Here is a 14,491-nt window from a genome sequence, read left to right on the forward strand (position 1 = left end):
ACCAGAAGGGCGAGCCATTCGCCCCCAAAGCCTAAACGGCATCTTGAGACCAGGGAGACAAGGCCCATGCTGAATACCGCGACCAAGTCCGAAGCACCGGGCACCGAGCAGGAATTGACGGACGGTTTTCATCTCGTCATCGACGCGCTCAAGCTGAACGGCATCAACACCATCTATAATGTGCCGGGCATCCCGATCACGGATTTGGGCCGCATGGCACAGGCGTCCGGTATTCGCATGATCTCGTTCCGCCACGAGCAGAACGCCGGTTATGCGGCAGGCATTGCCGGCTTCCTCACCAAGAAGCCCGGCATCTGCCTGACCGTCTCCGCGCCCGGCTTCCTCAACGGTCTCACCGCGCTCGCGCACGCCACCACCAACTGCTACCCGATGATCCTGATCTCGGGCTCTTCCGAGCGCGAGATCGTCGACCTCCAGCAGGGCGACTACGAGGAGATGGACCAACTCGCGGTTGCCAAGCCGCTGTGCAAGGCGGCCTATCGCGTGCTGCACGCCCAGGACATCGGCATCGGTCTTGCCCGCGCGATCCGGGCCGCGGTCTCGGGCCGTCCGGGCGGCGTCTATCTCGACCTGCCGGCCAAGCTGTTCGGCCAGGTGATGAACGCCGATGCCGGCCAGAAGTCGCTGGTCAAGGTGATCGATGCGGCTCCGGCGCAGATCCCCTCGCCTGCCTCGATCAAGCGCGCGCTCGACGTGCTCAAGGGTGCAAAACGTCCGCTCATCATTCTCGGCAAGGGCGCGGCCTACGCGCAGGCCGATGAAGAGATCAAGTCGTTCGTCGAGACGAGCGGCATCCCGTTCCTGCCGATGAGCATGGCCAAGGGCCTCCTCTCCGACACGCATCCGCAATGCGCCGGCGCGGCGCGCTCCACGGTGCTGAAAGAATCCGACGTCGTGCTGCTGATCGGCGCCCGGCTGAACTGGCTGCTCTCGCACGGCAAGGGCAAGAGCTGGGGCGAAGCGCCCAAGAAGTTCATCCAGGTCGACATCGAGCCGCGGGAGATGGACTCCAACGTCGAGATCGTCGCCCCCGTCGTCGGCGACATCGGCTCGGTTGTCTCGGCCTTCAATCAGGCCATGGCTTCGGGCTGGACCGCTCCGCCCGCCGAATGGACCAAGGCGATTGTGTCCAAGCGCGAAGAGAACGTCGCCAAGATGGCGCCGAAGCTCATGAACAACAAGTCGCCGATGGACTATCACGGTGCGCTCGGCGTGCTGAAGAACGTCATCAAGGAGCATCCCGAGGCGATCCTCGTCAACGAGGGCGCCAACACGCTCGACCTCGCCCGCGGCGTCATCGACATGTACAAGCCGCGCAAGCGTCTCGACGTCGGCACCTGGGGCGTGATGGGCATCGGCATGGGCCAGGCGATCGCAGCGGCGCTCGAGACCGGCCACCCCGTGCTCGCGGTGGAAGGTGACTCGGCATTCGGCTTCTCCGGCATGGAGGTCGAGACCATCTGCCGCTACAATTTGCCGATCTGTGTCGTCATCTTCAACAATGACGGCATCTATCGCGGCACCGACGTCAACAGCGTCAACGCCGATCCGGCGACGACCGTGTTCGTCAAGGGCGCGCGCTACGACAAGATGATGGAAGCCTTCGGCGGCGTCGGCGTGAATGCCACCTCGCCCGACGAGCTCAAGCGCGCCGTCAACGAGGCGATGGCCTCGGGCAAGCCGACGCTCATCAATGCGGTGATCGATCCGGCCGCGGGCTCGGAGAGCGGCCGCATCGGCAACCTCAACCCGCAGAGCGTTCTGCAGAAGAAGAAGTAATCGACCGCCGGGTCATTCCCCGCGCAGGCGGGGAATCCAGTAATCGCCGAACATCCTTGAGGCGAGCACTAAGGCCCAACTGAACCTTCAGCGAATACTGGATGCCCGCCTTCGCGGGCATGACGAAAAACAGAAGAGTAACAGGAGCAACACGATGACCAAAGCGCTTGAGGGCGTTCGCATTCTCGACTTCACCCACGTCCAGTCCGGACCGACCTGCACGCAGCTGCTGGCATGGTTCGGCGCCGACGTGATCAAGGTGGAACGTCCGGGTGTGGGTGACATCACCCGCGGCCAGCTACAGGACATCCCGAACGTGGACAGCCTGTATTTCACGATGCTCAACCACAACAAGCGCTCGATCACGCTCGACACCAAGAACCCCAAGGGCAAGGAAGTCCTCACCGAGCTGATCAAGAAGTGCGACGTGCTGGTCGAAAACTTCGGCCCCGGCGTGCTCGACCGCATGGGCTTCCCCTGGGAGAAGATTCAGGCGATCAATCCGAAGATGATCGTCGCCTCGATCAAGGGCTTTGGCCCCGGACCGTACGAAGACTGCAAGGTCTATGAGAACGTCGCGCAGTGCACCGGCGGCGCCGCCTCGACCACCGGCTTCCGCGACGGCCTGCCGCTCGTCACCGGCGCGCAGATCGGCGACAGCGGCACCGGCCTGCACCTGGCGCTCGGCATCGTCACCGCGCTCTATCAGCGCACGCATTCGGGCAAGGGCCAGCGCGTCACCGCCGCGATGCAGGACGGCGTGCTCAACCTCGCCCGCGTCAAGCTGCGTGACCAGCAGCGCCTCGCGCATGGTCCGCTCAGGGAATACAGCCAGTTCGGCGAAGGCATTCCGTTCGGCGACGCCGTGCCGCGCGCCGGCAACGATTCCGGCGGTGGCCAGCCCGGCCGCATCCTGAAGTGCAAGGGTTGGGAGACCGATCCCAACGCCTACATCTACTTCATCACCCAGGCCCCGGTCTGGGAGAAGATCTGCGACGTGATCGGCGAGCCCACCTGGAAGACCGATCCGAACTACGCCAAGCCGGCGGCGCGCCTGCCGCGCCTCAATGAAATCTTCGGCCGCATCGAACAGTGGACGATGACCAAGACCAAGTTCGAGGCGATGGAAATCCTCAACAAGGACGACATTCCCTGCGGCCCGATCCTGTCGATGAAGGAGATCGCCGAAGACCAGTCGCTGCGCGCCACCGGCACCGTGGTCGAGGTCGATCACCCGACCCGCGGCAAGTACATCTCGGTCGGCAACCCGATCAAGCTGTCGGACTCCCCGAGCGACGTCGAGCGCTCCCCGCTGCTCGGCGAGCACACCGACGAAATCCTGCGCACTGTGCTCGGCTTCAGCGATCACCAGGTCGCCGACATCCACAAGTCCGGCGCGCTCGACCCGCCGCAGAAGCAGGCCGCGGAATAAGCGGATCTAGTTTAAACCAAGACGAAAGGGCCGCCTGATCAGGCGGCCCTTTTTGCATCAGAAAAGCCGTGCGGTCGCAGGGCCAAACTAGAAAACTGAAAAACAACCCCATGCACAGTAGGTAACTCCCTGGCTCCAAAAGACATTTCTGATTTTACAAAATCCTTTTGACGCGTCGGGCAAAACAGGAGCATGATGGCACGATCGGAAAAGCGGCAAGGCCCGGCCGGCGCCAAATATAGGCTGGTCCCGCGGAACGGACCTGACGGCCGAAGGTTATTCCCCTGAACCGGTATGCTCGCAGATGGCGGGAAGCGCCGTCCAATGACGGCACCGTGAATGACCGGGGCCTTGGCTGTTCGGCCGGCAAGGATAGACTTCCTTCTCAAATCTCGCGGCTAAAAGTCTTCCAGCGCCAGCCTGCGAGGGAGCGCACGTGAGCGTTGTGGCCGGCGTTATCCGGATCTCGCTCATTCAAAATCGAGGGTGAAATGCTGAAAGATCAACCTACGTCTCGGGCCCGGCGCGAGGCGAACAAGCTATTCAAGCAGGTCGACACCAAGAAGCCGGTGACCGACTATGTGAAGGCGCAACAGTCGTTTGACCAAAATCGCGAACGCCTGAAAGCCGAACGATTGGCCCGCGAGGCCAGGTCGAGAGGCCGCCCCGAATAGCGAGTTTGCGTGCCGCATTTCATTTCAACTTCGGAGACTGCAAAGCACTCTCCGCGGACCTAGCGATTTCGATCTGGTCAACCTGAAGAGCCGCCGAAGCCGAGCGCTCGGACCAAACGATCGAATGTTAGCGCACTCATTCAGCCTCAAGCATCGTGAGCACCACGATCCCGTCGTCGAGTTCCCCCGACGCGAGTTGCGCCCGCGCCATGCGCTCAAACGCCGTCCGGTTCCTGTGAAGGTAGCTGAAGGCCTGCTTCTGCGTCAGGAAGGTCGTCGCAAGACGGCACATCTGTCGACCTGCTCCCAGCGCGAGAAAAAAGGTAATCGTCTGACCGTCGCTCGACACATCTCTAGGCACGACCCGCACTCTTCGGCATGTGAACGGCCCTCGCTGTGGCGTTACATCCGCGCTATTCGACCGGACTACGCGGCACTTTCTTCTTGCGCTTCGTTTCGGCTGGTGCGGGTAGCGACGCGCGAAGAGTTGCGTCGGCCGCTTCCTTGGCTTGGCGCAGTTCGCGAAGCCGCGCCATGTTCTTGCGAACATCGACGGCCTGCCTTTCGGCGTCCGCCATTGCCCGCGTTCCCTCCTCGGCAGCCAAACGCTGACGGTTGGTACGCGCGATGCTTTGGGGTGACGGTTCAGCCGACTTCTTGCCGCTCATACTTCACCCACTCTGAAAACAGATAAAACCCGCTCAATCCGGGGATCGAGCGGGCAGCGTGGCCGTTTCAGTACATCCGTGAAACGGCGCCAGGATCTTAGGCCAGCGAGAGATTCTCTGCGCTGACTTTACCCCGCATCTTGTCGGTCTTGGCCTCGAAGTTGACCTTCTGGCCCTCGGCGAGACCTGAAAGACCCGCCCGCTCGACCGCGCTGATGTGAACGAACACATCGTTGCCGCCGTCGTCGGGCTGAATGAATCCAAAGCCCTTCTGGCCGTTGAACCACTTCACGGTACCTGTCGTCATTTTCTTCTCCAAAGCGCATACGCGCACATTCCGCATGACACACTCACGCAGAACAGATTCAATTCGTCGATGTCTATGGAAAAGGAGCCCGCGGGCACATTCAACAAGGCACAGCGGCTGAACGAACAGCTCCAACGTATACCACATCATCCCCATTTGCAAGGCTTGGCGGGATTTCTTGGCGGGATTTGATTTAATGCCTCAGGGGCTCGGCGGAACATCTTCAACTTTGAAGATTCAGTCCCGCAAGACGTCTGAGGCGAGCTTTGCAATCGTAAACGTCGGTTTGATGCTAGCTGTGGTCTTTCAGGAGCTGGTTCGCGTTCTACCTGCCGAAAGGCGCGCCTGACGCCCGAACCGCTCAAGCGGCGGATGGCCGAAGAGATCGCGCGCTGGCAGAACATGTCAAAACCGCGCAGATTCGACTCGATCACCAGCACCGCTTTTGACTTGCCCGGACCCGCTACCAATCTGCGAATGCTTCTTCATAACAGCGCCGGATCGGATTCGAGGAGTTGTTGAACGAGAAAACGATAGCGGAATTGTAGCTTCAGTTAACCAGGCGTGCAGACTAAAGCTGGCCTGTGCCCGGCCGCAACAGTCCTTTGGTTCTCGACGGCACTGCTGTAAGCCGTCTGCCGGGAAACAAGGAGGTCGGCATGTCACTGCTCGGCAAGGCAACTGTCGCGATGTGGTGGAGCGTCCGCCCCGAGCAGCGCACGGAATTCGGCGATTGGCATTCGCATGAACATTTTCCGGAGCGGATGAGCATTCCCGGCTTCCGGCGCGGATCGCGCTGGACCAGCACGACGGACACTGAAGGTTTCTTCGTGCTGTACGAGCTGGAGCAATATGAGGTGCTCACGTCGAAGGGATATCTCGACCGGCTCAATGCGCCGACACCGTGGTCGACCAAGATGATGCCGCACCATCTCGGCATGGTCCGCAGCCAGTGCCGCGTCGCCGCTAGTTTTGGCGGCGGCGTTGCAACTTCGCTCGCCACCATCAGGCTTTCGCCGGAGACGGGACGGGAAGCGGGATTGCAGACGCAGCTCTCGGAAACGCTCGGCGCATTGGCGCAGAAGCCGGGACTGACGGGCGCCCACCTCCTCCTGACCGACACACCGCGAACGAACTCACCCACGACCGAACAGCAGATCCGGGGAAAGGATGGCGCCGCGGACTGGATCGTCCTGCTCTCCGGATACGAGACTGATGCAGTCGAGCGCGTGATCGCCGATCAGCTTTCGCTGTCAGCGCTTCTCGCCGCGGGCGCGCGGGGCAATCCGACGATCGGCTGCTACAAGCTGGCGTTCACCATGACGCCGCAGGACGTGGCGGCAGGCTAGCAACTCTCGCCAGTCATCTTTCAAAAAATTCGAGACGCCCTGTCGGATCGGCAGTATCTCCATCGTCCTCTAGACATGAATGGGCAACAGATGCTGGCGTCTGGCCCATCGATTCATGAGGATGACGATCATGCCCAGCACTGTCCGCCTGCACCGCGTTCTGACGACCAGCCCGGAAAAAGTTTATCGCGCCTTCCTGGAGGCGGATGCGCTGGCGAAATGGCTTCCGCCGAACGGCTTTACGTGCACCGTGCATCATTTCGAGCCCAAGGTCGGGGGCACGTTCAAAATGTCGTTCCGGAATTTCACGACGGGCAACAGCCACGCGTTCGGCGGCGAATATCTCGAGCTCGTCCCGGGCGAACGTCTGCGTTACACCGACAAGTTCGACGACCCCAATCTGCCCGGCGAGATCCAGGTGACCGTGACGCTGAAGAAGGTCTCGGTCGGCACCGAGGTCGACATCACGCAAGCCGGCATCCCTGATCTCATCCCGCCGGAGGCCTGCTATCTCGGCTGGCAGGAATCGCTGCGAAACCTGGCAAGGCTCGTCGAGCCCGAGATCAACCAATAGCGTCAAGCCGGCAGGAGTTGAGGACGGCCGCGTGACCGTAAGCTTACGCGCCCGCCCTCGACTGGAGGCCGCCGCTAGCGGTCCAGCGGTCCGGGTCGGGACTGTGTCCGATCAGAGCGAGGCCGTATGCGATCGACTCGAACTGGTCGCCCGACATCAATCGTTCGTTGCCGAACCGCTCGGCGAACAGTTTTCGGACGGCAGGCACAAACGAGGTCCCGCCGGTCAAGAACACCTTCTCCACCTCGCGCGCGGTGATGCCGGCCTCGCCCAGCACCTTGTCGACGGTAGCGCCTAACCGGGCGATATCGTCGGCAATCCAGCTTTCAAAGTTCTTCCGTGTGATGGTCGAGCCGATATCGACCCCACCGCCTTTGAAGCGGAAGTCGACCTGATCCTGCGCCGACAGCGCGACCTTGGCATCGGAGACCGCGCGGTACAGCGAAAAGCCGAGGTCGAGATCGACGATGGTGATGAAATCCTCGAGCAGAGCTGGCTTCAGCGCGGTGCGTGACAGCTCCCGGAGCTCGCGCAGATCGCCGTTGCTCTTCATCAGCGCGAGTTGATGCCAGCGCGCGAGGTTGGTGTAGTGGCCGCCGGGGACCGGCAGCACCTTGTCGAACGAGCGGAAGCTGGAACCCTTGCCCAGCCGCGGCGAGACGACGTGATCGACGATGCGGTAATCGAACGTGTCCCCCGCAATCCCGATGCCGGCATGGCCGAGCGGCTCGGCGCGCAAGGCACCGCCCACGCGCGAAAAACGCATCACGGAGAAATCGCTGGTGCCGCCGCCGAAATCCGCAACCAGGACGGTGGCATCGCGCTCCAACCGGCGGGCGAAGGAGAACGCGGCGCCCACGGGCTCGTAGACATAGCGCGCGTGGCCGGCACCCAGGCGCTCGAACGCGGCCCGGTAGCGCTGCATCGCCAGCGCCTCGTCAGGATTGCCACCGGCAAAGCGCACCGGCCGGCCGACCGTGATGGTTGACGTCTCGAAGCCGAACCTGTCTCCGCCATGGCGCGCCAGCGTTCGCAGGAACGCCGCCAGAATATCCTCGAACTTGTAGCGCTGCCGGAACACCTGGGTGGTGTTGAAGCTGCTGCTCGCAGCGAAGGTCTTGAACGACTGGAGGAAGCGGTAGACGTGGCGGCCTTCGAGGAACTGCTCGATCGCCCACGGGCCGCCCTCGGCCTGGGCACCGGCTCCCGGCCGGTCCTCCCAGAAGCACAGGGCCGACACGTAGACGCTGTGTCGTTGTCCGCCGTGGTCGAAGCGGATGGCCTCGACCCGGCGGTCGTCCACCGCGAGGGCGACGACCGTATTGCTGGTCCCAAAATCGATGCCGATCGAGACGGCGGGCGAAGCGCTCGACATGAACCACTCTGACAGATGATTGGAAAAGGGGGCAGACCACTACCGGCTTTGAATTGCCCTGCCAAGGGCCGGATGCCCCGTGATTCCGTGCAAATTCGCCCCAACGCGCCGCTTCAGCAGCCGTTTTGCAAATTAGAGCCCGGGAACGGGCCTTAACGCACCGTTATGCTGCAATGCGGGAGTGCGTATGCTGCTATGCGATGAGATACGTAGACAGTGGCATCTGGTATACATAAATTGTCCTTCGAAGCGAGACAGCAATACTGGCCGTCTCGAGAAAGGGAATTTCGATGTCCAAGACCGCTTCCGTCGCGTTCGCCCCCACCGCCTCGCTGTTCGCCCGATTCATGGCGGCCGTCGACCGCTTCCTGATGGCGAGCGCCGAGATCTCGAATCACAACGGCGATCTGCCCCGCTTCGGCCTGTAACCAACGCCTCCAGCGCCACGAGCGCGACGCGTCGGTTCCCGGACCGTCCACATGCTACTTTTGATGAATGGCCCCGCAGGACGGGGCCATTTCTACTTGTGCTGTCCCGAGTCACAGCCGCAACCGGGAAGGGCCTGCGGCATTTGCGCACGGTGGCCGGACCAGCGCTTGTAGCTTGGCATAATGCATACAAGAATGCCGTTCCAGCGCTCGCAGAAAAATGAGAGGCGCCCACGGGAGGCTTTATGACGGACATGGTGCAAGCAACGGCCCCTACAGCCGCGCGCGTTAGCGACACGTATCGCTGGACGCAATTGGCGGTCGGTGTAGCGGCGATGGTGATGATCGCCAATTATCAATACGGCTGGACGTTCTTCGTCCCCGACATCCAGAAGAAGTTTGGCTGGGACCGTGCCTCGATCCAGTGGGCATTTACGCTATTTGTCTTGTTCGAGACCTGGCTGGTGCCCGTCGAAGGATGGTTCGTCGACAAATACGGTCCGCGCATCGTCGTGCTGATCGGCGGCCTGCTCTGCGCCATCGGCTGGGCGATCAACGCGCAAGCGACGACGCTCAACGGCTTCTATCTGGGCATGATCATCGCAGGCATCGGCGCGGGCGGCGTCTATGGCACCTGCGTCGGCAATGCGCTGAAATGGTTTCCCGACAAGCGCGGCCTCGCCGCGGGCATCACGGCCGCGGGCTTCGGTGCGGGCTCCGCGCTCACCGTCGCGCCGATCCAGGCCATGATCAAGGACAGTGGATTCCAGACCACCTTCCTTTATTTCGGCCTCGGACAAGGCATCATCATCTGCATCCTCGCCTTCTTCCTGTTTGCGCCGAAGCCCGGCCAGGTGCCGAGCGTGGTGGTGAATGCCGCGCTCGCGCAGACGCGGCGCAACTACCAGCCGACCGAGGTGCTGCGTCAGCCGATCTTCTGGCTGATGTACTTCATGTTCGTGATCGTCGGCGCCGGCGGCCTGATGGTGACGGCCAACCTGAAGCCGATCGCGGTCGACTGGAAGGTCGACAGCGTTCCGGTGACGCTGATGGCGGTGACGATGACCGCCGTAACCTTCGCAGCCACGATCGACCGCGTGCTCAACGGCCTGACGCGTCCGTTCTTCGGCTGGATCTCCGACATGATCGGCCGCGAGAACACGATGTTCATCGCCTTCGGCATGGAAGGTTTTGGCATCTGGATGCTCTACCTCTGGGGCCACGACCCGATCTGGTTCGTGCTGCTGTCGGGCTTCGTGTTCTTCGCCTGGGGCGAGATCTACTCGCTGTTCCCCTCGACCTGCACCGACACGTTCGGCGCGAAGTTCGCGACCACCAATGCGGGCCTGCTCTACACCGCAAAGGGCACCGCCGCGCTGCTCGTCCCGATCGCCAACTACATGCAGCAATCGTCGGGAACCTGGGACAGCGTGTTCATCATCGCGGCCGGCGCCAACATCCTGGCTTCGCTGCTGGCGATCGCGGTGCTCAAGCCCTGGCGCAAGGTCGTGGTCGCAAAGTCGATGGCCTGACGCGCTTCACACAACGCGTTCAAGCAACGACGCCCGGCCTCACGGCCGGGCGTTTTCGTTTTTGCAGACCCTCCTGGGCTATCGCTGCCCCAGGACGGAACCGCGCACTTTTCTTGCGTTGCGTCACAAGATTGCGCTTGCCTTCTGGAATATCGTATACCAATCTCCCCGCCGCGCTTGCGACGATAAGCCACAACATTTGCGACAATGGGTCATCTTGCAATCCAAGGTCGTGACAAATCAGGCGCCTTGGGAGGTTGTTGATGATTTCCAGCACGGATGGCGCTGTCACAGCCGCGCCTCTTCGCACAGGTTTCCGTTGGCTCCAGCTCGGCATGGGCATCGTCTGCATGGCGATGATCGCCAATCTGCAATATGGCTGGACGCTGTTCGTCGATCCGATCGACGCCAAGTATCATTGGGGCCGCGCAGCGATCCAGCTCGCTTTCACGATCTTCGTCGTCACCGAGACCTGGCTGGTGCCAATCGAGGCGTGGTTCGTCGACAAATACGGTCCGCGCATCGTCGTCATGTTCGGCGGCGTGATGATCGCGCTGTCCTGGGTGCTCAACTCCTACGCTGACTCACTCACCCTGCTCTACGCGGCTGCCGTCGTCGGCGGCATGGGCGCAGGAGCGGTTTACGGCACCTGCGTCGGCAATGCGCTAAAGTGGTTTCCTGATCGCCGCGGCCTCGCCGCCGGCGCGACCGCCGCAGGATTCGGCGCGGGCGCCGCGCTCACCGTGGTGCCTATCGCCGCCATGATCGCAGCGAGCGGCTATCAGCACGCGTTCCTGACCTTCGGCATCGGCCAGGGCGTGGTCGTGTTCGTGCTCGCCTTCTTCATCCAGCCGCCGCGGATCTCGATCCCGCCGAAGAAGAGGCAGCTCAACCTGCCGCAGACCAAGATCGACTTCACCCCGCCGCAAGTGCTGCGCGCGCCTATTTTCTGGGTGATGTACCTCGTTTTCGTCATGGTCGCCTCCGGCGGCCTGATGACTGCGGCGCAGATCGCGCCGATCGCGCACGACTTCAAGATCGCCGACACGCCGGTCACGCTCGCCGGCTTCCAGATGGCGGCGCTGACATTTGCGATCTCGCTCGACCGAATCTTCGACGGCTTCGGACGTCCGTTCTTCGGCTTTGTCTCCGACACGATCGGCCGCGAGCACACCATGTTCATCGCGTTCGGCACGGCGGCCTTGATGCTCTTGACGCTGTCGGCCTACGGCCACGTCCCGATGGTGTTCGTGCTCGCGACCGCGGTGTACTTCGGCGTGTTCGGCGAGATCTACTCGCTGTTCCCCGCCACCTGCGGCGACACCTTCGGCTCGAAATACGCGACCACCAACAACGGCATGCTCTACACCGCGAAGGGCACCGCCTCCCTGCTCGTCCCGCTCGCGAGCGTGATCTCGGCAACGTACGGCTGGAAGGCCGTGTTCGTGGTCGCGGTGGCGCTGAACGCGACGGCGGCGCTGACGGCGCTGTTCGTGATCAAGCCGCTGCGCCGCTCCTTCATCCTCGGCAAGGAAGCCGAGAGCGCCGACGCCGCAACGGGCAGCGCCAAGGCCGAGACGGCGTAGCGACCACACGCCTTGACGCAGTTGAGAAGGGGCGCAGCGATGCGCCCCTTTCTTTTGCCTGGACTTCTATTTCGACGGCAAACGTCAGTATTCCTGCCGCAAGATTTTTCGGATCAGCCAAATCGAGTGCTTGACGGTTGGCATTATGTATACCACACTTGACCATCATTTCACCCAGGGAGGTTGCAATGCTGGTCGGAGACATTCTGCGCAAGAAGACGCCGCGCGTTGTTACGGTACGAATGAACGAAACGGTGGGTATCGCCGCCAAGCTGATGCGCGCCAACAACATCAGCGCGCTGGTGGTCAAGGACGTGGTCCGCTCCGAGGGCAACACCGCGGTCGGCATGTTCACCGAGCGCGACGTCGTGCGCGCCGTCGCCGAGCACGGCGCGGGCGCCGTCAACGTCAAGGTCTCGCAGCTCGTCTCGGTGCAGCAGCTCATCTCCTGCACCTCGACCGACACGATCGAGCACGTCCGGCACCTGATGAACCGCAATCACATCCGGCACCTGCCGGTGATCGACGATTACAGCCTCGTCTCCGTCATCAGCATGCGCGACATCGCCGCTGCCGTTGACGAGGCGACCAACTCGACGCCGCAAGCGGCCTAGCTATCTCGCTTCCTGAACTGCAACCACGGAAAGACCGCGCTCCCTCTCCCGCTTGCGGGAGAGGGTTGGGGAGAGGGTGTCTCCGCTAGGGAGACTCCCCAAGAGGATAGAACCCTCACCCGCCGCGCTCTTCGAGCACGCCGACCTCTCCCGCAAGCGGGAGAGGTGCAGCCAGCCCGTGGCACGATCGATCAAGCCAACTTGCCAATTGCTCCCGCGAGGATTTCATGAAGATCTGTATCTACGGCGCCGGCGCGATCGGCGGATACCTCGGGGTTCAACTCGCGCGTGCTGGCGCCGATCTCAGCCTGGTCGCACGCGGCGCTCACCTTGCCGCGATGCGCGAGCGCGGACTGACGCTGCTCGCGGGCCAGGAGAAGCACACGGTCTTTCCCCGTTGCACCGACGATCCCGCCGAGCTCGGCGTGCAGGACTACATCATCATCACGCTGAAGGCGCATTCGATCACCGGCGTGATCGAGAAGATGCAGCCGCTGCTCGGGCCGCACACCCGCATCGTCACCGCCGTCAACGGCATCCCCTATTGGTACTTCTACAAGCACGGCGGCCAATACGAGAACTCGACGCTGGAGAGCATCGACCCCGGCGGACGGCAGTGGCGGGAGATCGGCGCCGAGCGCGCCATCGGCTGCATCGTCTATCCCGCCACCGAGATCGAGGCGCCCGGCGTGATCCGTCACGTCTACGGCAACAATTTTCCGCTCGGCGAGCCCTCCGGCGAGATTACGTCGGACGTGCAGCGGCTCGCCGATCTGTTCGTCGCAGCCGGGCTGAAAGCGCCGGTGCTCGACCGCATCCGCGACGAGATCTGGCTGAAGCTCTGGGGCAATGTCTGCTTCAACCCGATCAGCGCGCTCACCCACGCAACGCTCGACGTGATCTGCACCGATCCGTCCACGCGCGCGCTGTCGCGCGCGATCATGGTGGAGACGCAGGCGATCGCCGAAACCTTCGGCGTCAAATTCCGCGTCGACGTCGAGCGCCGCATCGAAGGCGCCCGCAAGGTCGGCGCGCACAAGACCTCGATGTTGCAGGATCTCGAGCGCGGCCGCCCGATGGAAATCGACCCGCTCGTCACCGTGGTGCAGGAGATGGGCCGCCTCACCGGAATCGCGACACCCGCGCTGGACTCGGTGCTGGCGATGGTGACCCAGCGCGCCCGCATCGCCGGCCTCTATGACGGCGTCTCGACGTCATCAGATCCCCGCGCACTGGCGGTGGCGTGATGGCCGAGGTGAAAAAATGGCTGCGCTACCGCCATGCCGGTACGACAGGTTTCGGCACGCTGACGTCGTCAAGCATCAGCTTGCATGAGGGCGAGATGTTCGGCCGCAATGCGGCCACCGGCAAGACGCTGCCCCTGTCGGAGGTCGAGCTGCTCGCACCCTGCGCACCCAGCAAGATCGTCGCGCTCTGGAATAATTTCCACGCGCTCGCCGCCAAGCTGAACCAGCCCGAGCCGCCGGAGCCGCTCTATCTGCTGAAGGCCACCACCAGCATCACGACGCCGGGCGCGGTGATCCGCCGTCCCTCTTATTACGACGGCAAGACCACCTATGAAGGCGAGCTCGGCATCGTCATCGGCAAGGCCTGCGCCCGCATCTCGCCGGCGGAGGCCGACAGCTTCATCTTCGGCTACACCTGCGTCAACGACATCACCGCCAACGACATCCTGACCAGCGATCCCACTTTCCCGCAATGGGCCCGCGCCAAGGGCATCGACGATTACGGCCCGTTCGGCCCAGTGATCGCAACCGGCCTCGATCCGGCCAGGCTCACAGTGCGGACCATCCTCAACGGCGCGGAGCGGCAGAACTATCCGATATCGGACATGATCTTCACCGCGCAGGAGCTGGTCAGCAGGATCTCCCACGACATGACGCTGCTCCCCGGCGACCTCATCGCCGTCGGCACCTCGGTCGGCGTCGGCGTAATGAAGGAGCCGGTGAATACCGTGACGGTCGCGATCGACGGCATCGGCGAGCTGACCAACGAGTTTCGGCTGTAGCGGCCGGCTGCAAATGCTGCATGCCGCAACTCGCCGGCATCACGCGGCTCCGAAAAGTTCAGACACATCACATCTGCGCGCGTCCGACATATGCCGCCAACATGTCCCGCGCGTGCCGCAACT

Annotated in this window: 16 protein-coding genes; 11 read left to right on the forward strand and 5 right to left on the reverse strand. The window is 62.8% G+C overall.

Annotated features, from left to right (window positions below; genetic code table 11):
* Positions 1–66: 66 nt before the first annotated feature.
* The 3 genes from oxc (at position 67) to IVA80_RS02480 (ending at position 3,906) form a co-directional block, all read left to right on the forward strand.
* Complete coding sequence (gene oxc, locus IVA80_RS02470; RefSeq protein ID WP_247425299.1) at positions 67–1,800, forward strand: oxalyl-CoA decarboxylase; 1,734 nt, start codon at positions 67–69, stop codon at positions 1,798–1,800.
* 154 nt (positions 1,801–1,954) lie between these two features.
* A complete protein-coding gene (frc, locus tag IVA80_RS02475) occupies positions 1,955–3,232 on the forward strand; it encodes a formyl-CoA transferase (RefSeq protein ID WP_247425301.1) in 1,278 nt (425 codons plus the stop codon).
* Between the two features lie 491 nt (positions 3,233–3,723).
* The gene (locus IVA80_RS02480; protein ID WP_247425303.1) at positions 3,724–3,906 is read left to right on the forward strand and encodes a hypothetical protein; all 183 of its coding nucleotides are present in this window, start codon (positions 3,724–3,726) and stop codon (positions 3,904–3,906) included.
* Between the two features lie 136 nt (positions 3,907–4,042).
* On the opposite strand, the gene IVA80_RS02485 is transcribed toward IVA80_RS02480, so the two are convergent.
* From IVA80_RS02485 to IVA80_RS02495, 3 genes are all read right to left on the reverse strand, one after another.
* On the reverse strand, positions 4,043–4,276 hold the full coding sequence (locus IVA80_RS02485; RefSeq protein ID WP_247425305.1) for a hypothetical protein: 234 nt from the start codon (positions 4,274–4,276) through the stop codon (positions 4,043–4,045).
* A gap of 43 nt (positions 4,277–4,319) precedes the next feature.
* Positions 4,320–4,574 (reverse strand): transcriptional regulator, encoded by a 255-nt coding sequence (locus IVA80_RS02490; protein WP_247425306.1) that lies wholly within the window; start codon positions 4,572–4,574, stop codon positions 4,320–4,322.
* 97 nt (positions 4,575–4,671) lie between these two features.
* Positions 4,672–4,881 (reverse strand): cold-shock protein, encoded by a 210-nt coding sequence (locus tag IVA80_RS02495; RefSeq protein ID WP_028151479.1) that lies wholly within the window; start codon positions 4,879–4,881, stop codon positions 4,672–4,674.
* Positions 4,882–5,540: 659 nt separating this feature from the next.
* On the opposite strand from IVA80_RS02495, the gene IVA80_RS02500 reads away from it, so the two are divergent.
* Positions 5,541–6,230: a hypothetical protein gene (locus tag IVA80_RS02500; protein ID WP_247425308.1), complete on the forward strand. Its 690-nt coding sequence runs from the start codon at positions 5,541–5,543 to the stop codon at positions 6,228–6,230.
* A 130-nt stretch (positions 6,231–6,360) separates the two neighbouring features.
* Positions 6,361–6,804, forward strand: a complete 444-nt coding sequence (locus IVA80_RS02505) for an SRPBCC family protein (protein WP_247425310.1) — start codon at positions 6,361–6,363, stop codon at positions 6,802–6,804.
* A 43-nt stretch (positions 6,805–6,847) separates the two neighbouring features.
* Here IVA80_RS02505 and IVA80_RS02510 read toward each other — a convergent pair whose 3' ends face one another.
* A complete protein-coding gene (locus IVA80_RS02510; protein WP_247425312.1) occupies positions 6,848–8,179 on the reverse strand; it encodes an Hsp70 family protein in 1,332 nt (443 codons plus the stop codon).
* Between the two features lie 290 nt (positions 8,180–8,469).
* Here IVA80_RS02510 and IVA80_RS02515 point away from each other — a divergent pair, with 290 nt between their 5' ends.
* Positions 8,470–8,607: a hypothetical protein gene (locus tag IVA80_RS02515; RefSeq protein WP_247425313.1), complete on the forward strand. Its 138-nt coding sequence runs from the start codon at positions 8,470–8,472 to the stop codon at positions 8,605–8,607.
* 245 nt (positions 8,608–8,852) lie between these two features.
* A complete protein-coding gene (gene oxlT, locus IVA80_RS02520; RefSeq protein WP_247425315.1) occupies positions 8,853–10,139 on the forward strand; it encodes an oxalate/formate MFS antiporter in 1,287 nt (428 codons plus the stop codon).
* Positions 10,140–10,158: 19 nt separating this feature from the next.
* Here oxlT (IVA80_RS02520) and IVA80_RS02525 read toward each other — a convergent pair whose 3' ends face one another.
* Entirely contained in the window at positions 10,159–10,416 is a 258-nt protein-coding gene (locus IVA80_RS02525) for a hypothetical protein (RefSeq protein ID WP_247425317.1), read from the reverse strand.
* Between IVA80_RS02525 and oxlT (IVA80_RS02530) the strand changes: the two genes are divergently transcribed.
* From oxlT (IVA80_RS02530) to IVA80_RS02545, 4 genes are all read left to right on the forward strand, one after another.
* Complete coding sequence (gene oxlT, locus IVA80_RS02530) at positions 10,403–11,725, forward strand: oxalate/formate MFS antiporter (RefSeq protein WP_247425318.1); 1,323 nt, start codon at positions 10,403–10,405, stop codon at positions 11,723–11,725. The two genes, IVA80_RS02525 and oxlT (IVA80_RS02530), sit on opposite strands and share 14 nt — an antisense overlap.
* 188 nt (positions 11,726–11,913) lie before the next feature.
* A complete protein-coding gene (locus tag IVA80_RS02535; protein ID WP_247425320.1) occupies positions 11,914–12,339 on the forward strand; it encodes a CBS domain-containing protein in 426 nt (141 codons plus the stop codon).
* A 227-nt stretch (positions 12,340–12,566) separates the two neighbouring features.
* Positions 12,567–13,586 (forward strand): 2-dehydropantoate 2-reductase, encoded by a 1,020-nt coding sequence (locus IVA80_RS02540; protein WP_247425322.1) that lies wholly within the window; start codon positions 12,567–12,569, stop codon positions 13,584–13,586.
* Positions 13,583–14,368 carry a fumarylacetoacetate hydrolase family protein gene (locus tag IVA80_RS02545; protein ID WP_247425324.1) on the forward strand — a complete coding sequence of 262 codons (786 nt, stop codon included), beginning with the start codon at positions 13,583–13,585 and terminating at the stop codon, positions 14,366–14,368. The genes IVA80_RS02540 and IVA80_RS02545 overlap by 4 nt, the downstream gene beginning before the upstream one ends.
* The last annotated feature ends 123 nt before the right edge of the window (positions 14,369–14,491 follow it).

The organism is Bradyrhizobium sp. 139, assembly GCF_023074175.1.
In the GTDB taxonomy this organism is placed as follows: domain Bacteria; phylum Pseudomonadota; class Alphaproteobacteria; order Rhizobiales; family Xanthobacteraceae; genus Bradyrhizobium.